The following is an 18313-nucleotide window of genomic DNA, read 5'->3' on the forward strand; positions in this document are numbered from 1 at the left end:
CTGTTACTGCTGAAGCTTGGTGGAGTTGGAGAGGGACGTGCCCTGACGCTGCGTGCCCGCGTCGGTCTTGGAGCGGGGCGCGATGATCGTCGTGACGCGCTTGCCTTCGCCGCTGTTGACTTCGGAACGGGCGTTGCGCATGTCGTAGACGATGCGCTCGCCGCTCGTCATGTCCTTCTGCTGGCCGTTTTCGCTGCGCGAGAGCTGGGCCTTGCCTTCGAGCGTGACCTTGTCGGTCTCCTCGTCGTAGGTGATGCGGCTCGCATGCGCGTGCACCCATTCCTCAACGCCCTTCGTCTTCGGATCGCGCTGCTGCTTGAAGCGTGCGGGAGAGCCCGTGATCGTGGCGCGACGGTAGCCCTTGGGCGTGATTGCAAGATCGAGGCGAGCGCCCGTCAGGTTCATCGAGCCCTGATCGACGACGACGTTGCCGGAGTAGACGGCGGTCTGCTTGACTTCGTCACCGTTGAATTGGTCGGCATGGACTTCAATGGGCTGGCTCTTGTCGGTGCTCAGGGCCCAGGTCGGCGCTGCGATGGCGGCGAGGATGCTGAAAACGATTGACTTCTTCATTTTTGGGCTGCGTTGGCGGATGTGTCAGTGGACTGCGCGTTGGGATGGAAGACCGAGACGACGCTGCCGTCGAGCTCGACCGTGTGCAGGATGTTGTCGTACTTCATGCCGTTGGAGGCTTCGGTGGTGTCGATGCCGCGGCGCATGTAGACCTTCCTGTCCGTCTCGAACCTGTAGGTGTCGAGATACCCCTTGATGTATTCGGTCGTGAAAAAGAGATCGGGCTCGTCCTTGAAGGGTGCGCGGCTCAGCTGCACGTTGCCTTCAAGCTCGACGGTCTCGAGGCTGTCGTTGCTCCATGCGCGGTCGCCCGTGAGGGCGAGCTGGGGCTTCGCAGGATCGAGGGAGTGATAGCTGGCGTCCGTGGCGCGCATGCGCTCGTCTGAGAAGTGCTCCATCGTGCTGGCGGAGAGGCGTGCGGTTGCGACGCCGCGTTCGTCGAAGTCGGTCAGCGTGACGCGGCGCGCCGTGAAGTCGGGGCTCGTTTCGCTGGGGACGTACTTCAGGGCCTCGATGCGGGTCTGGACCGAGTAGTAGTAGCTTGCGCCGACGAGCAGCAACAGCAGGGCCGCGCCGACGATGGCGGTGATGCGTTCGCGGAGGACTAGGCTGCGGTGGATCATTATTTGCCGAGGACGTAGGTGTTGTGCACGAGTGTATCCCATGCGCCCTGGGATTTGAGGATGAGTTCGGACAACTCCCTGACGGCGCCGCGGCCGCCGGGGAAGCGGGACTGCCAGTGAGTATAGTTCAAAACCTCCGGATTCCCGTCTGCGGGAGTCGTGGAGAGGCCCACTCGCATCAGAAGCGGCAGGTCGGGGACGTCGTCGCCCATGTAGGCGACCTGCTCGTCGGTGAGACCGGTCTCCTCAAGAAGTGCCTCGTAGGCGGTGGTCTTGAAGCGCTGGCCCTGGGCGATGCGGGTGACGCCGAGCTCCCTCATGCGCTCGGCGACGATCGCAGAGGTGCGGCCCGTGATGATCGCGATCTCGATGCCGTGCTTCTGCAGCATCTTGATGCCGAGTCCGTCGCGCACGTAGAAGCTCTTGTAGAGCTCGCCCGTGCCCGAGACGTTGATCGTGCCGTCGCTCATCACGCCGTCGATGTCGAGTACGACCATTCTGATGCGGGCCGCGCGCTCGTTCACTGTGGTCATGTCGGGTCTCCCGAAAAGTGGATCAAAGGACCTTGGCACCCATCAGGTCGTGCAGGTGCAGGGCGCCGATGAGCCTGTTGTCCTCGTCGACGACGAGAAGCTGGTTGCAGTGGAAGGTGTCGAGGAGCTTGACGGCGGAGGCGGCGAGCTCTTGGGCGCGGATGGTCTTCGGATTGCGGATCATCACGTCCTTCATGACGCACGGACGGATGTCGCCGAGACGCTCGATGAGGCGGCGCAGGTCGCCTTCGGTGAAGATGCCGGTCACGCGGCCTTGGTCGTCGACGACGGCGGTCATGCCGATGTGCTTCTTCGTGATTTCGCGGACCGCCTCAAGCACGCCGACCTCCTCGCGGACGGCGGGAATGTCCTCGCCCGTACGCATGATGTCCTGAACGTGGATGAGCAGGCGGCGGCCGAGGGCTCCGCCCGGATGGCTGCGCGCGAAGTCCTCCTTCGTGAAGCCCTTGGCGGAGAGGGTCGCAACGGCGAGCGCGTCGCCGAGGGCGAGCGTTGCGGTCGTGGACGTGGTCGGCGCCAGATTGAGCGGGCAGGCTTCGCGGCTGACGTGGCAGTTGAGATGCACATCGGCGTGCTGGGCGAGGCTGGAGTTCGGGTTGCCCGTGATGGCGATGAGCGTCGCGCCCTCGCGCTTGAGCGTGGGGACGATGGTGAGAAGCTCGTTGGTTTCGCCGGAGTACGAGATGGCGAGCACGACGTCGTCGGCCGTGATCATGCCGAGGTCGCCGTGGGCGGCTTCAGCGGCATGGACGAAGTAGGCGGGGGTGCCCGTGGAGGCAAAGGTGGCGGCGAGCTTGCGGCCGATGTGGCCGGACTTGCCCACGCCGGACACGATCAGACGGCCCTTGCAGGAAAGAATGCGCGAAACGGCGTCCGTGAATTCGCTGCCGAGCGTCGAGGCGAGGTGCGTGAGCGCCCCGGCTTCCTGGGTCAGAACTTCCTGCCCGAGCTGGAGAGCTGCTGCGGCATCGAATGCATGAGTGTTGCTCATTTGACGGTCCTTCTTTGCGGGAAAAAAAGCTGTACAACCTGCTAATGATAACCCGTGGCATGACCCTGAGGGGGTTCGGAAAAAGACAAAACCCCGCCGGGAAGCGGCGGGGTTTCGAGGCCTGAGCGCTGAAAAATCAGTGCTGCAGAATCTTGGAGAGGAACTGCTGGGCGCGTTCGGTGTGCGGCGAGTTGAAGAACTCCTGGGCGGGGAGGTTTTCAATGATTTCGCCTGCGTCCATGAAGATCACGCGGTCGGCCACCTTGCGGGCGAAGCCCATTTCGTGGGTCACGACCATCATGGTCATGCCTTCCTTGGCGAGCTGGACCATCACGTCGAGCACTTCATTGATCATTTCCGGGTCGAGGGCGGACGTCGGTTCGTCAAAGAGCATGCAGATCGGGTCCATGGCCAAGGCGCGGGCGATGGCCACGCGCTGCTGCTGGCCGCCGGACATCTGGCCGGGGAACTTGTCGGCGTGCTTGAGAAGGCCGACGCGGTCGAGAAGCTTCAGACCGCGCTCGGTGGCTTCCTCGCGGCCGCGGCCGAGCACCTTCATCTGGGCGAGAACGAGGTTCTCGCGGATGGAGAGGTGCGGGAAGAGCTCGAAGTGCTGGAACACCATGCCGACGCGGCTGCGCAGCTGGGGAAGGTTCGTCTTCGGATCGCCAACGGAGATGCCGTCGACGATGATTTCGCCCTTCTGGAAGGGTTCGAGAGCATTGACGGTCTTGATGAGGGTGGACTTGCCGGAGCCGGACGGTCCGCAGACCACGACGACTTCGCCCTTTTCAACATCAACGGAGCAGTCCTTCAGCACCTGGAAGTTGCCGTACCACTTGCTGATGTTCTTGATTTCGATCATTGCCATGATAGGGGGGATATCCTGTTCAAATTTTTTAGTGAGCCTGAGCCGTTCGCATTCTCGTCTGCAGTCGACGAATCAGCAGGGAGAGGGACAAGGAGACGGCAAGATAGCAGACAGCAGCAAAAGAGTACATCAAAACAAGCTGTCCGTCACGCTGGGCGATCTTGGAGATCGAACCCATGAAGTCATTGCCGCTGATGACGTAGACGAGACTGGTGTCCTGGAAGAGAATGATCGTCTGCGTCAGAAGCACGGGCAGCATGTGACGGATGGCCTGCGGGAGCACGACGTGCCGCATGGTCTGAGCATAGGATAACCCAAGTCCGTATGCAGCCTGAATCTGTCCCTTCTTCACGGACTGGATGCCCGCGCGCATGATCTCGGCGAAGTAGGCCGCCTCGAAGAGCACGAAGGTGATGATGGCGGTCATTTCGGCGCCGATCTTCACGGGGTGGTCGAGGCCGAGGATGATGCGCAGAATTTCCGGCATCAGCAGGAAGTACCAGAAGAGCACGAGCACCAGAGGCACCGCACGCATCAGGTTGATGTAGAGCTTTGCGGGGGCGGAGAGCCAGCGCTTTTCGGAAATGTGGCAGAGGGCGAGCAGCGTTCCGAGGAAGAGGCCGCCCACAGCCGTGATCGCAGTGAGCTGCACCGTGTAGGCGGCGCCCGAAAGGATGTAGCCCCAGCTGTTCGTAATCGAAGTGAAATCCATGACCGACTCCTTTGCTTACTTGGCGGCGATGAAGCCGGGGATCGCGCAGCGCGCTTCCATCCAGGCCATCAGGCGGTTGACGCACAGCGCGATGGCGATGTAGAGGACCGTCGCCCAGAGGTAGGCGGCGAAGAACTGGAAGGTCGCCTCGCCCATTTCATTGGCGCGCATCGTAAGTTCCGGCAGGCCGATCGTCATGGCCACGGCCGTGTTCTTGATGAGGTTCATCGCTTCGCTTGTGAGCGGCGGCAGCACGAGGCGGAAGGCCATCGGAAGGATGACGAAGCGGTAGCGCTGAATGACCGTGAAGCCCAGGGCCTTGGCGGCGTAGGGAAGACCGGAGGGAATGGACGTGATGCCGGCGCGAACCTGTTCGGCGATTCGGGACGACGTGAAGAGGCCCATGCAGAGGAAGGCCGAGAGGAACTGGCTGAGGACGGGGTCGGCCTCGATCATCCAGTCCTTGTAGGGCGGGATCAGTTCGGGGACGACGAAGTACCAGATGAAGATCTGGACGATGAGGGGAATGTTGCGGAAAAGCTCGATCCAGCCTTCGCAGATGCCTCGGATCCACTTGTTGTCGACGGTGCGGAGAGTGCCGACGATGGTGCCGAGCGTCAGGGCGAGCGCAAAGGAGGCGACGGCAAGGCTGATGGTCCAGCCTGCGCCGTAGACGAGATAAAGCCACCAGGGATCATCACTCAGCAGGGAGGTTTCCCAGAGAGTGTTGAGGGTCATGTTCAGTGCCATGGCGGGGTTCCTCTTGTTTTCGGGAATTAAATCTAAAAGGGGTCCCCGGGACGCGATTGCTAGCTGGCGTCCCGGGGACCGTAAAGGCTTGGGCTTAGATGCCGTCGCTGTTCGGGTTCGCGAAGAGTTCCTTCGTGACGCTGTTCATCGGGAAGTTGAGGTTGGCGTTCTTGGGCGGAATCGGGGATTCGAACCACTTCTTGTAGAGCTTGTCGAGCGTGCCGTCCTTCATCATGCCGACGATGGTCTTGTCAACCAGAGCCTTGAAGGCGGGGTCGTCCTTGGCGAACATCGGGGCGTACGGTTCGACGGAGAGCGAGGCGTCGACGATCTTGAAGTCCTGCGGGTTGGGCAGGTTCGAAATCTGGCCGGCGAGCAGCACGTCGTCGATCACGAAGGCGGCGGCGCGCTTCTTGGCGACAAGCTGCATGGATTCGGCGAAGTCCTTCGTCATCAGGTAGCGGATCTTGATGCCGTTGTCCTTTTCAAACTTCTTGAGCAGGGCGACGGCGGTCGTGCCGGACGTGACGGCGACGTTCTTGTTGTTCAGATCCTTGATGGAGTTGATACCGGAGTCCTTCCACACGGCGGCAGTGACCTGAACGCCGAAGTAGTTGATGCCGAAGCCGGCTTCGCGCTGACGGGCCTTGGAGTGCGTCGTGGAGCCGCATTCGATGTCAACCGTGCCGTTCTGGATGAGCGGAATTCGGTTCGCGCTCGTGACGGCCTGATACTTGATCGTCAGGTTCGGCATGTTGAGTTCCTTCTTCACGGCCTCGCTGACGGCCTTGCAGACTTCGAAGCCGTAGCCCGTGGGCGTGCCGTCAGCCTGCAGGTAGGAGAACGGAACGGAAGCTTCGCGGTAGCCGAGCGTCATCGTGCCGGAGTGCTGGATGCGCTTGAGCGTGCCGGTCAGTTCGGCGGCGGAGGCGGCGGAAGTGAGAAGCATGCCTGCGCAGAGCAGGCCGGTGAGCGGGAGGGAAAGCTTCATGGTGGAACTCCTGAAAACTTGTGTCTGACGGGGGACCGTGAAAAGTCGAACGGTCGCAGGGGTGTTGTCCTTCTACGTAGCAATCAGCGTGCCAAAACCGCTAAGGTAAATAAATTAGATCGTTGAAACGACTGCGGCAGAGTCGATGAGCAGAATGCGACCGGGAGCGTTCCGTGAGGGAGGAGGAGACGGTGGCGGGCGGGGTCCAAAGGAGGGCGGAACGGGATGCACCAAAACAAAGCGCGCACCAAAATGGTGCGCGCTTGAGGTGCCGAAAAAGGGCGGGGATTATTCGGGGCGGAAGGCGGGCTTGCGGCCTTCGAGGAAGGCTGCGAGCGCTTCGGCCGCTTCGGCGGATCCCGCCTGACGGCGCCAGACGGCTTCCTCTTCTTCGGCGGCGACTTCGAGGGCCTTGTTGCGCGGGCCGGTGAGAAGGGCCTTCATGGCGCGGACGGCGCCCGGCGGCAGGACGGCGAGACGCGCGACCTTGGAGGCGACGAGGTTGTCGAGGGACTCGTCATCCGCGATGCCCGTGATGATGCGCATCTCGAGGGCCTCGGCGGCGGTGATCGGCTCGGAGAGCATGAGCTTCTCGGTGGCGCGGGGCAGGCCTGCCGCGGCTGCCATGATGAAGGCGGAGCCGAAGCGGGTCGTCTGGCCGAGCGCGACGCAGGGCAGGGAGAAGAGGGCGCGTTCGGAAGCGTAGACGAGGTCGCAGTAGAGCAGCATCGAGAGCGCGTCGCCCACGCACGGGCCCATCACCTGGGCGACGACGGGCTTCGGGAAGGCGCGCAGCGCGGCGAAGAAGTTCGTCATGGCACGGTCGAGCACTTCGGGCTGGGAGCGCATTTCCTCGAGATCGGCGCCGGCGGAGAAGATCTGCTCGCCGCCCTGCAGGAGCACGACGCGAACGGCGTCGTCGGAGGCGGCTCGGGAGAGGGCCTCCGTCATGGTGTCGAACATTTCGGCGTTGATGCTGTTGCGCTTCTGGGCGCGGCTGATCGTCAGGCGGAGAATGCCGAAATCGGTGTTGGACAGAATGGCCATTGCTGTGTTTTCCATGAAGAAGAGTGAGAGTGTCTGAGGCGCGCCATTATAGGAGATTCGTCGGGATGGAGATGTCCTTCACCCACGGATCGGTGTCGCGGCTGTCCCCTTCGCCGAGGGTGTAGCCCATGGCCGTCATCATGCCCTGCATGGCCTCGTTGCCCTTGAGGACGTGGCCGACAAGTCGGGTGACGCCGCGTTCGGACGCCGTGGTCTCGATGTGCGCCATGAGCACGCGTGCAAGGCCGCGGCGCTGCCATGCGTCCTCGACCACGATGCCGAACTCGGCCTCGCCGGGCTCGCCCGTCAGGCGCCAGCGCGCGACGGCGTGTATTTCACCGTCCTTGGCGAGCGCCCAGGCGGCCTCACGGGCGTAGTCAAGCGAGGCGAGCTCGCAGATGCGCTCGTCGGAGAGGTGGACGGACGTGTGAAAGCGCAGGTAGAAGGTCTTCTCGGACAGGCGTCCGAGGAAGCGCTTGAGCGGATGGAAGTCGCTCTGCACGAACGTGCGCAGCGTGAGCGCCTCGCCGCCGAACACGACCTCGCGGCCTTCCTCCCAGGGCGGCGCGCAGACCGTCAGGTGCGGATAGCCGGGCTCGGATTCGACGGGCGCCTCGTTCAGATTGACGTCCGCATCGATCGCGGCGGCCCCGCCGTCGGTCCAGACGAGCGGGTTGATGGTGAGGTCCCTGATGGCGGGGATCAGGGCCGCGAGCACGGAGAGTCTGCAGAGCATCTGCGCGATGAGCGTCCTGTCAGCAGGCGCAAGCCCCCTGTAGGTCCCGAGTGCGCGTGCGATCCGGGTGCTCTCCACGAGACGGTCGGCCTCGCTCAGGGTGATCGGCACCAGCGCGGCCTTCTTGTCCTGATAAAGCTCGGAGCCGATGCCGCCTGCGCCGAACTCGACCACGGGACCGAGCACGTTGTCATAGGCAATGGCGAGATGAAGCTCGCGCACGGACGAGTGCGGCACCATCTTCTGCACGACGGCGCCCACCATGGGCGTCATCGGGGAGTTGTTGACGAGGCTTTCCTCCATTGAGTGCCATGCGGCGGCGAGACCGTCGCGGTCCTTGATGTCGAGCACCACGCCCCCGATGTCGGACTTGTGCCTGAGGCCGGGTGCGGTCACCTTCAGGGCCACGGGCCAGCCGAGTTCGTCTGCGGCGGCGCCCGCCTCTTCAAGCGTCCCGACCTCCCTCAGCGGCACGGCGGGGATCTCGAAGCAGGCGAGAAGGCGCCCCGTCTCGCTGGGGGAGAGCGCATGGCGCCCCTCAAGGCGCGCGCCGTTCACGATGGCGCGTGCCTCGGCGAGCTTGGCGGGGTTGAGTTCCACCGACCATTCGGGCGGAATGCTCAGCCTGTCGGCACGCCTGCGGGCCTCGGCCGCCAGATAGCCGAAGGCGAGTGCGGCGGCCACGGGCGACTGGATGGCGGAGATCGGGGCGTTGGGCACGGAGCGCAGCTGCTTGCGCACGCTCAGCGCGATCCTGTCGCTCACCCAGGCGGTGATGACGGGCTTGTAGGAGCCTGCGGCCGTCTTGGCGAGAAGCTTGAGCGTCGGGTCGATCGTGGTGACGGGGCTCGGCGCCACGACGAGCGCGCCGTCGATCATGGGGTCCTGAAGCACGATCTGCAGCGTCTTCCTGTAGCGCTCGGGCGAGGCCGTGGCGCCCACGTTGACGGGGTTCACCGCAATCTGCTGGGAGGGATAGGCGGTCTTGAGGTCCTTGATCGTGGCGTTGCTCAGGCCGTGGAGGTCGATGCCGCAGGCCTGGGCGGCGGAGGCGGTGAGCGATGCGAAGCCCGAGCCGTTGGCGATGACGGCGATGCGGTTGCCGCGGGGAAGGCGGTTGGTCGCAAAGCCCGAGACGGCTGCGGTGAACTCCTCGAAGGAGGGGACGAGCGTCGCTCCCGCACGTTCGACGAGCGCCGCGAGCGCACCTTCGCTTCCCGCGTCGGTGCCCATCTTGAAGCAGGCGATGCGGTCGGCGGCGTAGCCCGAGCCGCTGCCCGCCTTGAGGATGACGACGTGCTTGCGCGCACAGGCGGCCCTGAGGGACGAGTAGAACTCGCGCGGACGGCGGATGCCCTCGATGTGCAGGGCGATGACGCGCGTGTTCTTGTCGTTCGCGTAGTAGTCGATCAGTTCAGGCATGTCGACGTCGATGGCGGCGCCCGTCGAGACGACGCCCGAAAAGCCGAGCTCGGCGCCCTGCGCGTAGTCGAGAAGCGCCGTGCCGATCATGCCCGACTGGGTGATGAGCGCGATGTTGCCGGGACGGGGCAGGTTGGGCCAGTAGCTTGCGTTGACGCCGAGCCCCGGGTTCATGAGCCCGAGGGAGTCGGGACCGATGAGACGCATGCCGTACTGGTCGGCCACCAGCTGGAGCTTCGTGAGCCAGGTCGCGTCGCTCGCGTATGCGTTTTCGTCCGGCGTGATGAGCGCGTAGGCGACGCCCCGTTCGCCCGCGTCGATGAGCGCCTTCAGAATGCGGTCGGCGCGCAGGGAGATCACCGCCAGATCGATGCTGCCCGGCACCTCGTTGATGCTTGAGAAGCAGGGGCGCTCGCCGATGTACTTGTACTTGGGGTTGATCGCCCAGGCGTTCTTGAGGAGCTTCGATCGGGCGACCGCGCGCCAGACGAAGGAGCCGCGGCTGGCGGTTCTGTCGCTTGCGCCGATGACGGCGATGTTTTCAGGACAGAGGGCTCGCTTGAGCGTGGGGCGGATGGGGTTCAAGGTGACCTCCCGGGCGGTGGTTGATCCGTATGCGTTTGCGTTCAATTTTGCTACGAACCGGCGGGTGAAGGCAAAGGAGGCTGCTGATGCGAAATTCGGTACACTAGGAATCAGGGCGAGGTGCGTTCCGACCCGCCAGTCCCGTCAGAAAGGTGAAGACATATGAAAGTTTACGGTGAACCTACAAGAAGCATCCGCTCCCTTGACAACGGCACGGCCGTCGAGATCGTCGATCAGACGCTCCTGCCGTATCGCTTTGAAAAGCGGGTGCTGGGCGACTGGCGGGACTGCGTGGAGGCCATCCGCACCATGCGCGTCCGCGGCGCTCCGCTCATCGGCATCACCGGTGCGTGGGCCGTCGTGCTCGCCGTCAAGGAGAATCCCGAGAACGACGCCCTGCTCAAGGCCGCCGAGGTCATCGCCAATGCGCGTCCGACGGCCGTGAATCTTTCCTGGGCCGTGCGCAGGATGATGAGCACGCTTCTGCCGCGCGACCCCGCGCTTCGCTTCGAGGCCGCCGTGAAGACGGCCGAGGCGATGACGCAGGAGGACGTGATGACCTGCCGCGCCATCGGCGAGGCGGGCATGACGCTCATCTCCGACCTCTACACCAGACTGCGCCGTCCCGTGAACGTGCTTACGCACTGCAACGCGGGCTGGCTTGCCACCGTCGACTACGGCACGGCGCTCTCGCCGATCTACATGGCGTTCGAGCAGGGCACTCCGCTGCACGTCTGGGTCGATGAAACCCGCCCCCGCAATCAGGGCCTTCTCACGGCCTGGGAGCTCGGCCAGCACGGCGTGCCCTACACGCTCGTCGCCGACAACGCGGGCGGCCAGCTCATGCAGCAGGGCGACGTCGACCTCGTGATCGTGGGCGCCGACCGCATCACGCGCCGCGGCGACGTGGCCAACAAGATCGGCACCTACCTCAAGGCGCTTGCCGCCGTCGACAACGAAGTCCCCTTCTACGTGGCCGCGCCGTCCTCGACCATCGACTGGACGCTCAACGACGGAAAGCGCGAGATCCCCATTGAAAATCGCGCCGCGAGCGAGCTTCTCGTGGTCAACGGCGTGGGCAGCGACGGCGAAACGCGCACCGTCCAGATCGCCGCACCCGAAGTCGCCGTGGCCAACCCCGCGTTCGACGTCACGCACAACCGTTTCGTGACGGGCATCATCACCGAGCGCGGCATCGTGAAACCGACGGATCTGACAACGGTATTTGCCGACTTATTACCCAAGGCCTGAAGAAATGAAGCAGGATACGACGGCGCTGCGCGCCGAATTGATTGAAACCGCCCGCGGGATGAATCTGCGCGGGATCAACGTGAACAAGTCGGGGAACGTCTCGGCGCGCGCCTGCAGGGCCGACGGCGCCGAGGGCTTCCTGATCACGCCGACGGGCATGCCGTACGAGTCGCTCACGCCCGACGATCTGGTCTGGATCCCTCTGGTGAATCCGCCTTCGCTGCGCGATGCCGACGGCGCACGGCGTCCGTCCTCCGAATGGGAGATGCATGCGCGCGTGTATCTGCGCCGACCCGACATTGATGCGGTCGTGCACACGCATTCGTGCTTTGCGACGGCGCTTGCCTGCCAGGACATGCCGATCCCGCCCTTCCACTACATGGTGGCCGCGGCAGGCGGCCATTCGATCGACGTGGCGCCCTACGCGACCTTCGGCACGCCCGAGCTTGCCCGCGTCGCCGCCGAGGCGCTCGCCGTCAAGAACGCCTGCCTGCTTTCGCACCACGGCGTACTCGCCGCAGGCAAGTCGCTTCAGGCGGCGCTCACGCTTGCGACCGAGGTCGAGAACCTGGCCCATCAGTACGTCGTCGTCTGCCAGCTCGGCAAGCCGAAGCTCATTTCCTACGAGGAGATGAACGAAGTGCTGAGGAGCTTCAGGACCTACGGGCAGCAGTCCGTTGAGGGAGAGTCCAAGTGACGACGAAGGCGCCCGAAAGGTGGCTCAGGGTCGACGGCTCCGTCGTCTCCTGCACGGAGAGCGTCAAGGTGCTCAATGAAAACTGGCACGAGGCCCGCGACATGCTTCAGGAGATGTTCGAGGACGCCGTGCTTCTCGGCTGCGGCAAGGAGGCCTTCAGGGCGGAGTTCCGCCGTCTGATCGACGGCCTTGACTGCGACTACAAGGAGCTCCTTCAGCCCGTCGAGGCCAAGGGAGTCAAGGGGGACTGACCATGAGAATCAGAGCACTGGGCTACGCGCTGGCATCAGCGGCCTGTCTTCTTCTGACGGCCTGCAGCCATCCTCAGCTCATGGATCCCGGCATGACCGAGTCACAGGTCAGGACGGAGCTCGGCGCGCCGCACGCGGCCGTTGATACGGGCGAGGGCACGCAGCGCTGGGTCTATTCCATGCAGCCCTTCGGTCAGGAGGTCTGGTGGATCGAGTTTGATGCGGACGGCAGGATCGTGCGGCGCGAGGAGGTGCTCGACAGGGCGCGCATGGCGCTCATCAAGCCGGGCGTGAGCACGAAGAAGGACGTCTGGAACCTTTTCGGCAAGTGTGCTCAGGAGTACACCTTTTCGCTCATTGACCAGACGGCCTGGATGTACCGGTTCAAGGACGACGGTCTTTTCGACATGGCCTGCTGGGTTCAGTTCGACGTCAACGGCGTCGTGACCGAGGTGGGCTTCACGACTGATCCCTGGAAGGACAGGGACGGTCTTTTCTGGGGATTCAACTAGGAGGCGGACATGCGGGACCCGCAGTTCATGGCGAGAGTGCAGCGCGTTCAGGAGGCGGCCTCCGGCCGCTGGCTGGACATACTGATCGGCGCAGGAGTGCCCGAGGCCATGCTTCTTCGCCTGAACAGGCCGTGTCCGCTCTGCGGCGGCAGGGACCGCTTCTCCTTCTACAGGAACAAGCCCGACGGCCACTGGTTCTGCAGGGGATGCGGCTACGGCGACGGACTGAGCCTTCTGCAGAAGTGGCGCAGCGAGCGCTTCACGGACACGCTCGTCTATCTCGAGAGGGTTCTCGGACTTCCTGAATACAAGCGGCAGGACACTGGGCCCGACTCCGTGCAGACTGCGGAGGCGGCCGCGAAAAAGCGCCGTCAGAACAGGATCGAGGCGGTCTGGAAGGAGGCGCAGGCGCTCTCCAAGGTCCCGCCGAGCGATCCCGTCAGGCTTTATCTTGCGTCCCGCGGCCTTTACTGCGGCTCGATCTGCGAGCTTCGCAGTCATCCGCTTCTGGACTACTGGGAGGAGCTCGATGACGGAGATAGAACGCATAAGCGATGGCCCGCGATGCTCGCGCTCGTCACCGACGACGAGGGACGGATCGTCACGCTGCACAGGACCTATCTGACGCCCGAGGGCGTCAAGGCGCCCGTCGAGGCTCCAAAGAAGCTTTATGCGGGCGGCGCACGCGGCGGCCTCATCAGGCTTGGCGAACCCTCAGACGTGCTCGGCATCGCCGAGGGGATTGAAACGGCGCTGTCGGCGAGGACGCTCTTCAAGATTCCCGTCTGGAGCGCCGTGAGCGTCGGCGGATTTCAGAATTTCACGAAGGTGCCCGATGGGGTGAGGAAGGTCGTCGTCTTCGGAGACAACGACAGGAGCTTTGCGGGGCAGGCGGGCGCGTATGCGCTGGCCGCCAGGCTGCGCAGGGACAATCCCTCCCTTGAGATCGAGGTCGAGATTCCCAAGACTGAAGGACTGGACTGGAGCGACGTGTGGATGCGGCGCAGGACGGGCAGCCGCCGTCCCTCGGGGGCCGGGACGAAGGCCTGAGGGCGGGTCGCTCCGCACCTCCGCGTGCCCATGAACAAGAAGGGCCGCTTCCGTGAGGAAGCGGCCCTTCTGTGTCAGAACCGAATGTTCAGGTCAGCGGATTACTGGCCGGCGATTTCGAGTTCCTTCTTCTGCTCGTTGCGCAGGCGGATGTGGAGCTCGCGCAGCTGCTTTTCGTCGACCGGAGCCGGAGCGTGCGTCAGCAGGCACTGGGCGCGCTGCGTCTTCGGGAAGGCGATGACGTCACGGATGGAGTCCGCTTCGCACATCATCGTGACGATGCGGTCGAGACCGAAGGCGAGGCCGCCGTGCGGAGGAGCACCGAACTGGAGGGCGTCGAGCAGGAAGCCGAACTTCTGACGGGCTTCTTCCGGACCGATCTTGAGGGCTTCGAAGACCTTTTCCTGGACTTCTTCGCGGTGGATACGGATGGAGCCGCCGCCGATTTCCCAACCGTTGAGGACCATGTCGTAGGCCTTGGCGTAGGCATGTTCCGGATCGGAGACGAGGAGGTCCTCATGACCGTCGAGCGGGCTGGTGAACGGATGGTGGCAGGCAACCCAGCGCTGGTCTTCTTCCGAGTACTCGAACATCGGGAAGTTGATGACCCAGAGCGGCTGCCAGCCCGGGGTGAAGAGGCCGTGCGACTTGCCGAATTCGGAGTGACCGATCTTCAGGCGGAGAGCGCCGAGGCTGTCCCAGACGATCTTGGCCTTGTCGGCGCCGAAGAACACGACGTCGCCGTCCTGGGCGCCGGTGCGTTCGATGATCGTGTTGAGCTCTTCATCGGAGAGGTTCTTGACGATCGGGCTCTGGAGACCTTCGCGGCCCTTGGAGAGATCGTTGATCTTGATGTAGGCGAGACCCTTGGCACCGTAGATCTTGACGAACTCGGTGTAGGCGTCGATTTCGGAACGCGGCATGGAGGCGGCGCCCGGAACGCGCAGGGCGACGACCTTGCCGTTGTGCAGGGACTTGACGCCGGAGAACACCTTGAACGTGGAGTTCTCGACGACGTCGGTCACTTCGACGAGCTTCAGGTTGACGCGAAGGTCGGGCTTGTCGGAGCCGTACTGGGCCATGGCGTCGTCCCAGTTCATGACGGGGAACGGGTTCTTGAGGTCGACGTCGAGGACTTCCTTGAAGACCGTGCGGATGAGTTCTTCCATCAGGGCGCGGATTTCGTCCATGTTGAGGAAGGACGTTTCAATATCGACCTGCGTGAATTCAGGCTGACGGTCGGCGCGAAGGTCTTCGTCGCGGAAGCACTTGACGATCTGATAGTAGCGGTCGAAGCCGGCGACCATCAGGAGCTGCTTGAAGAGCTGCGGAGACTGCGGCAGGGCGAAGAAACAGCCGTCCTGAACGCGGGACGGAACGAGGTAGTCGCGGGCGCCTTCAGGCGTGGAGCGCGTCAGCATCGGGGTTTCGATGTCGATGAAGCCGTTCTTGTCGAGGAACTTGCGGAAGGCCATGGCAGCGCGATAGCGCGTGCGGAGGTTCTTCTGCATGACACCGCGGCGAAGGTCGAGCACGCGGTACGTCAGACGCGTGGTTTCGGAGAGGTTTTCGTCATCGAGGTGGAACGGAGGCGTGACCGACGGGTTGAGGATCTCGAGTTCATGGCAGAGAACTTCGATGCCGCCGGAGACGAGCGTTTCGTTCTTCGTGCCTTCCGGACGGGCGCGCACGACGCCGACGACCCTGAGACAGAATTCGTTGCGGCACTTGTCGGCCGTGGCGAAGACTTCGGGACGGTCCGGGTCGCAGACGACCTGAACGATGCCCTCGCGGTCGCGAAGGTCGATGAAGATCACGCCGCCGTGGTCGCGACGACGATGAGCCCAGCCGAAAAGAGTCACGGTCTGACCGATGAAGGATTCATCAACCAGGCCAGAATATACGGTTCGCATATAAGCTCCGAGAAAAAGACCAACGCGCGATACGAGAGCTGTTGGCCACACGATTACAACGACAATGCTATGGCTTTGCAGAGCCGCAATGGTGCATGCGGCGGCGCGACGGGCGCACCGCTGCTGAATCAGTCCGCGCCGCCTCAAGGGGGCGAAAGCGCACAATGATTAAGTTTACTGCCAAAGAATGTCGAAAGACGAGAAAACGCGGCAGTTTGGGGTATTTTATCTAGAACCGCTCACATGAAAACGCACAAAGGCCGTTGCCTCGGACTGACAGTCCTGGACATCCGGCCTTTTATCGTTTTGACGGGCGGCGTTGGCGCACTGCTTACTTCGAGCTGTCAGGCTTGCGGTGAGAGGCCGGAAGGGCTTTGTGCCCGCCGTTGAAGTCTGTGGCGGCCCAGCCCGTGCCCCTGAGCTCGAAGCCGGGGGCGGAGAGTTCCTTCACCAACGCATCCTTGCCGCACTGAGGGCACTTCGTCAGAGGCTTGTCACTCATCTTCTGAAGAAAATCCTTTTCAAAGCCGCAGTTCGTGCATCGATAAGCGTAGATAGGCATGGTATGAAAGTTTGGAAAGTGAACGTGGAGGAAACAGATTATAAGGAAGTGACGGCGGCAGAGGCTTGAAAAAGCGGGAAAAAGGCCGCCGCATCAAAGATACGGCGGCCTTGTCAGTGGCCGGATTCAGCGAAGAGGATTATTCCTCGTCGTCCTCGCGGTGGAACTTGCCTGCAAGTTCGGCCTGCTTCTGGGCCGGAACCGGCTGGTAGCTGTCAAGCTCCATGGACCAGCTGCCCGTGCCCTGCGTGAGGGCGTGCAGGCGGGTGGCGTAGCCGTCGAGTTCGGAAAGCGGCACGACGCCGGTGATTTCCATCAGGCCGCCGGGCAGGGAGTCGGTGCCGGACACCTGGCCACGACGGCTGGCGAGGTCGCCTGCAAGGTCGCCCATGTACATGTCGGGCGCCGTGATCTCGATGCGGACGATCGGTTCGAGGATCTTCGGCTGGGCGTTGGCGAGCGCGTCAAGGAAAGCCTTGCGGCCGGCGGCGACGAAGGCGACTTCCTTCGAGTCGACGGGGTGGCTCTTGCCGTCGTAGACGGTGACCTTGACGTCCTGGATCGGGTACCCGGCGAGGTAACCGGAGTCGAGCACTTCGCGGACGCCCTTTTCAACGGCGGGGATCAAGTTGAACGGAATCACGCCACCCTTGACCTCGTCGTGGAACTCGAAGCCCGCGCCGCGTTCGAGCGGCTCGATGCGCAGGTAGACTTCGCCGAACTGGCCAGCGCCGCCCGTCTGCTTCTTGTGGCGGGCATGGCCTTCGGCCGGCGCGGTAATGGTCTCGCGGTACGGAACGCTCGGCGTGCCGGTGACGACTTCAAGCTTGAAGTTGACCTTCATGCGGTCGAGGATCGAACGGACGTGCATTTCGGTCAGGCCGCGGATCACGGTCTCGTTGAGCACGGCGTCATGGTCGACGGCCATCGTCGGATCTTCGGAGAGCATCTTGTTGAGGACTTCGCCCATGCGGGCTTCGTCGCCGCGGCGGGACGGTGCGATCGCGAGGCCGAACATCGGCTTCGGGAAGTTGATCGGACGCATGCGCACGTCGCAGAGGTTCGGATCCGAGTGAAGGATCGAGCCGTAGGTGAGTTCATCGATCTTGGCGAGGGCGCCGATGTCGCCCGGGCTGAGGAAGTCGGTTTCGGTCGTGTTCTTGCCCTGGAGGAGCAGCGGGTGAGCGGCTTTCACGCCCTTCTTGTTGTCGTCGACGTAGAGCGTGGTGTCCTTCTGGATTGTGCCCTGATGGACGCGGAAGATGCCGATCTTGCCGATGTACGGGTCATTGACGACCTTGAAGACCTGGGCGACGACGGGCAGATCCTTTTCCGGACGCGTGATGAACGGCGTGCCGTCGGCATGGATGAAGAGAGCGTCGTTGGCTTCGGCCGGGCTCGGAAGATGGCGGATGATGACCTTCATGAAGTCGCGGATGCCGATCAGGTTCTTCGCGGAGACGAAGCAGACGGGGATGACCGTGCCTTCACGCAGGGCCTTCGTGATGAGCGGGTGCAGGGTGCGAGGGTCGACGCTGCCTTCCTCGAGATAGTGCTCGAGCATTTCGTCGTCCTGCTCGATGATCTTTTCAATGAAGGCGCGATGGACTTCACCGACGCTGAGAATGTCGGCTTCTCCTTCGTCCTTGTCGAAGCAGTCGATGACGATGGAGCGGTTGTTGGCGGGAAGGTTGATCGGGAGAACGCCCGGACCCCAGACTTCCTGCAGGTCCAGAAGCAGCTGTTCGAGGTCGACGTCGGGTGCGTCGAACTTGTTGATCACGATCATGCGGCACAGACCGCGTTCCTTGGCGATGTCCATCATGCGGCGCGTCAGAAGCTCGACGCCCTTGGTGGCGTCGATGACGGCGCAGACGGACTTGACGGCGTCAAGCGCGGACATGTCCTGACCGATGTAGTCGGGGTACCCCGGGGTGTCGAGCACGTGAATGCGCACGGGGGTGAGGTCGGGAAGAGCTGTGTCGACGTGAGCGACGGCCAGACGGATGGAGTGCTGGACCTGCTTTTCAAGCGCGTCGTTGTCGCACATCGTGTTGCCGCGCTCAATGGAGCCGAGTTCGGAAATCATGCCGGTGCGGTAGAGCATGGCTTCGATGAGGGAAGTCTTGCCGCAGGAGCCGTGCCCCACCAACGCTACGGTACGAAGATTCTCGGTCAGATAGTTGCTCATTGCTGTTCTCCTCTTCCAGAACAATTTTTTG

At 63.3% G+C, this 18313-nt stretch carries 18 protein-coding genes; 5 read left to right on the forward strand and 13 right to left on the reverse strand.

Annotated features, from left to right (window positions below):
- Positions 1-3 precede the first annotated feature (3 nt).
- From lptA to HMPREF3036_RS02255, 10 genes are all read right to left on the reverse strand, one after another.
- On the reverse strand, positions 4-573 hold the full coding sequence (gene lptA, locus HMPREF3036_RS02210; protein ID WP_005433918.1) for a lipopolysaccharide transport periplasmic protein LptA: 570 nt from the start codon (positions 571-573) through the stop codon (positions 4-6).
- Positions 570-1196, reverse strand: a complete 627-nt coding sequence (lptC, locus tag HMPREF3036_RS02215) for an LPS export ABC transporter periplasmic protein LptC (protein WP_005433917.1) — start codon at positions 1194-1196, stop codon at positions 570-572. Before lptC ends, lptA begins: the two co-directional genes overlap by 4 nt.
- Positions 1196-1729, reverse strand: a complete 534-nt coding sequence (locus tag HMPREF3036_RS02220; protein WP_005433916.1) for a KdsC family phosphatase — start codon at positions 1727-1729, stop codon at positions 1196-1198. Before HMPREF3036_RS02220 ends, lptC begins: the two co-directional genes overlap by 1 nt.
- 22 nt (positions 1730-1751) lie before the next feature.
- Entirely contained in the window at positions 1752-2741 is a 990-nt protein-coding gene (locus HMPREF3036_RS02225) for a KpsF/GutQ family sugar-phosphate isomerase (protein ID WP_005433915.1), read from the reverse strand.
- 136 nt (positions 2742-2877) lie between these two features.
- Positions 2878-3606 carry an amino acid ABC transporter ATP-binding protein gene (locus HMPREF3036_RS02230; RefSeq protein WP_038006417.1) on the reverse strand — a complete coding sequence of 243 codons (729 nt, stop codon included), beginning with the start codon at positions 3604-3606 and terminating at the stop codon, positions 2878-2880.
- Positions 3607-3640: 34 nt separating this feature from the next.
- The gene (locus HMPREF3036_RS02235; protein ID WP_005433913.1) at positions 3641-4324 is read right to left on the reverse strand and encodes an amino acid ABC transporter permease; all 684 of its coding nucleotides are present in this window, start codon (positions 4322-4324) and stop codon (positions 3641-3643) included.
- A 15-nt stretch (positions 4325-4339) separates the two neighbouring features.
- Positions 4340-5074: an amino acid ABC transporter permease gene (locus HMPREF3036_RS02240; RefSeq protein WP_005433912.1), complete on the reverse strand. Its 735-nt coding sequence runs from the start codon at positions 5072-5074 to the stop codon at positions 4340-4342.
- Between the two features lie 94 nt (positions 5075-5168).
- Complete coding sequence (locus HMPREF3036_RS02245; protein ID WP_062331156.1) at positions 5169-6065, reverse strand: transporter substrate-binding domain-containing protein; 897 nt, start codon at positions 6063-6065, stop codon at positions 5169-5171.
- A 288-nt stretch (positions 6066-6353) separates the two neighbouring features.
- Positions 6354-7112: an enoyl-CoA hydratase-related protein gene (locus HMPREF3036_RS02250; protein ID WP_156469716.1), complete on the reverse strand. Its 759-nt coding sequence runs from the start codon at positions 7110-7112 to the stop codon at positions 6354-6356.
- Between the two features lie 46 nt (positions 7113-7158).
- Complete coding sequence (locus tag HMPREF3036_RS02255) at positions 7159-9855, reverse strand: bifunctional acetate--CoA ligase family protein/GNAT family N-acetyltransferase (RefSeq protein ID WP_062331162.1); 2697 nt, start codon at positions 9853-9855, stop codon at positions 7159-7161.
- A gap of 162 nt (positions 9856-10017) precedes the next feature.
- On the opposite strand from HMPREF3036_RS02255, the gene mtnA reads away from it, so the two are divergent.
- The 5 genes from mtnA to HMPREF3036_RS02280 are packed head-to-tail and all read left to right on the forward strand — an operon-like array spanning position 10018 to position 13616.
- The gene (gene mtnA / locus HMPREF3036_RS02260) at positions 10018-11106 is read left to right on the forward strand and encodes an S-methyl-5-thioribose-1-phosphate isomerase (RefSeq protein ID WP_062331165.1); all 1089 of its coding nucleotides are present in this window, start codon (positions 10018-10020) and stop codon (positions 11104-11106) included.
- A 4-nt stretch (positions 11107-11110) separates the two neighbouring features.
- Positions 11111-11803, forward strand: a complete 693-nt coding sequence (locus tag HMPREF3036_RS02265) for a class II aldolase/adducin family protein (RefSeq protein WP_062331168.1) — start codon at positions 11111-11113, stop codon at positions 11801-11803.
- The gene (locus HMPREF3036_RS02270; RefSeq protein WP_062331171.1) at positions 11800-12054 is read left to right on the forward strand and encodes a hypothetical protein; all 255 of its coding nucleotides are present in this window, start codon (positions 11800-11802) and stop codon (positions 12052-12054) included. The genes HMPREF3036_RS02265 and HMPREF3036_RS02270 overlap by 4 nt, the downstream gene beginning before the upstream one ends.
- Before the next feature lie 2 nt (positions 12055-12056).
- Positions 12057-12566 (forward strand): outer membrane protein assembly factor BamE domain-containing protein, encoded by a 510-nt coding sequence (locus HMPREF3036_RS02275; RefSeq protein ID WP_062331173.1) that lies wholly within the window; start codon positions 12057-12059, stop codon positions 12564-12566.
- 9 nt (positions 12567-12575) lie between these two features.
- A complete protein-coding gene (locus HMPREF3036_RS02280) occupies positions 12576-13616 on the forward strand; it encodes a DUF7146 domain-containing protein (protein ID WP_062331176.1) in 1041 nt (346 codons plus the stop codon).
- A gap of 101 nt (positions 13617-13717) precedes the next feature.
- On the opposite strand, the gene aspS is transcribed toward HMPREF3036_RS02280, so the two are convergent.
- The 3 genes from aspS to fusA form a co-directional block, all read right to left on the reverse strand.
- The gene (aspS, locus tag HMPREF3036_RS02285) at positions 13718-15529 is read right to left on the reverse strand and encodes an aspartate--tRNA ligase (protein WP_062331179.1); all 1812 of its coding nucleotides are present in this window, start codon (positions 15527-15529) and stop codon (positions 13718-13720) included.
- Between the two features lie 331 nt (positions 15530-15860).
- On the reverse strand, positions 15861-16091 hold the full coding sequence (locus HMPREF3036_RS02290) for an FmdB family zinc ribbon protein (RefSeq protein WP_005433896.1): 231 nt from the start codon (positions 16089-16091) through the stop codon (positions 15861-15863).
- Positions 16092-16230: 139 nt separating this feature from the next.
- On the reverse strand, positions 16231-18282 hold the full coding sequence (gene fusA, locus HMPREF3036_RS02295) for an elongation factor G (protein WP_005433894.1): 2052 nt from the start codon (positions 18280-18282) through the stop codon (positions 16231-16233).
- Positions 18283-18313: the final 31 nt, after the last annotated feature.

It is taken from the genome of Sutterella sp. KLE1602 (genome assembly GCF_001578585.1).
Taxonomy (GTDB): domain Bacteria; phylum Pseudomonadota; class Gammaproteobacteria; order Burkholderiales; family Burkholderiaceae_F; genus Sutterella; species Sutterella wadsworthensis_A.

Bases quoted from the DNA above. Each gene is read 5' to 3' on its own strand.
- HMPREF3036_RS02235 (WP_005433913.1), bottom strand. From the start codon at position 4,324: ATGGATTTCACTTCGATTACGAACAGCTGGGGCTACATCCTTTCGGGC.
- HMPREF3036_RS02245 (WP_062331156.1), bottom strand. From the start codon at position 6,065: ATGAAGCTTTCCCTCCCGCTCACCGGCCTGCTCTGCGCAGGCATGCTT.
- HMPREF3036_RS02240 (WP_005433912.1), bottom strand. From the start codon at position 5,074: ATGGCACTGAACATGACCCTCAACACTCTCTGGGAAACCTCCCTGCTG.
- HMPREF3036_RS02290 (WP_005433896.1), bottom strand. From the start codon at position 16,091: ATGCCTATCTACGCTTATCGATGCACGAACTGCGGCTTTGAAAAGGAT.
- lptA (WP_005433918.1), bottom strand. From the start codon at position 573: ATGAAGAAGTCAATCGTTTTCAGCATCCTCGCCGCCATCGCAGCGCCG.
- HMPREF3036_RS02230 (WP_038006417.1), bottom strand. From the start codon at position 3,606: ATGATCGAAATCAAGAACATCAGCAAGTGGTACGGCAACTTCCAGGTG.
- fusA (WP_005433894.1), bottom strand. From the start codon at position 18,282: ATGAGCAACTATCTGACCGAGAATCTTCGTACCGTAGCGTTGGTGGGG.
- HMPREF3036_RS02220 (WP_005433916.1), bottom strand. From the start codon at position 1,729: ATGACCACAGTGAACGAGCGCGCGGCCCGCATCAGAATGGTCGTACTC.
- HMPREF3036_RS02275 (WP_062331173.1), top strand. From the start codon at position 12,057: ATGAGAATCAGAGCACTGGGCTACGCGCTGGCATCAGCGGCCTGTCTT.
- aspS (WP_062331179.1), bottom strand. From the start codon at position 15,529: ATGCGAACCGTATATTCTGGCCTGGTTGATGAATCCTTCATCGGTCAG.
- HMPREF3036_RS02280 (WP_062331176.1), top strand. From the start codon at position 12,576: ATGCGGGACCCGCAGTTCATGGCGAGAGTGCAGCGCGTTCAGGAGGCG.
- HMPREF3036_RS02265 (WP_062331168.1), top strand. From the start codon at position 11,111: ATGAAGCAGGATACGACGGCGCTGCGCGCCGAATTGATTGAAACCGCC.
- HMPREF3036_RS02225 (WP_005433915.1), bottom strand. From the start codon at position 2,741: ATGAGCAACACTCATGCATTCGATGCCGCAGCAGCTCTCCAGCTCGGG.
- mtnA (WP_062331165.1), top strand. From the start codon at position 10,018: ATGAAAGTTTACGGTGAACCTACAAGAAGCATCCGCTCCCTTGACAAC.
- HMPREF3036_RS02250 (WP_156469716.1), bottom strand. From the start codon at position 7,112: ATGGCCATTCTGTCCAACACCGATTTCGGCATTCTCCGCCTGACGATC.
- lptC (WP_005433917.1), bottom strand. From the start codon at position 1,196: ATGATCCACCGCAGCCTAGTCCTCCGCGAACGCATCACCGCCATCGTC.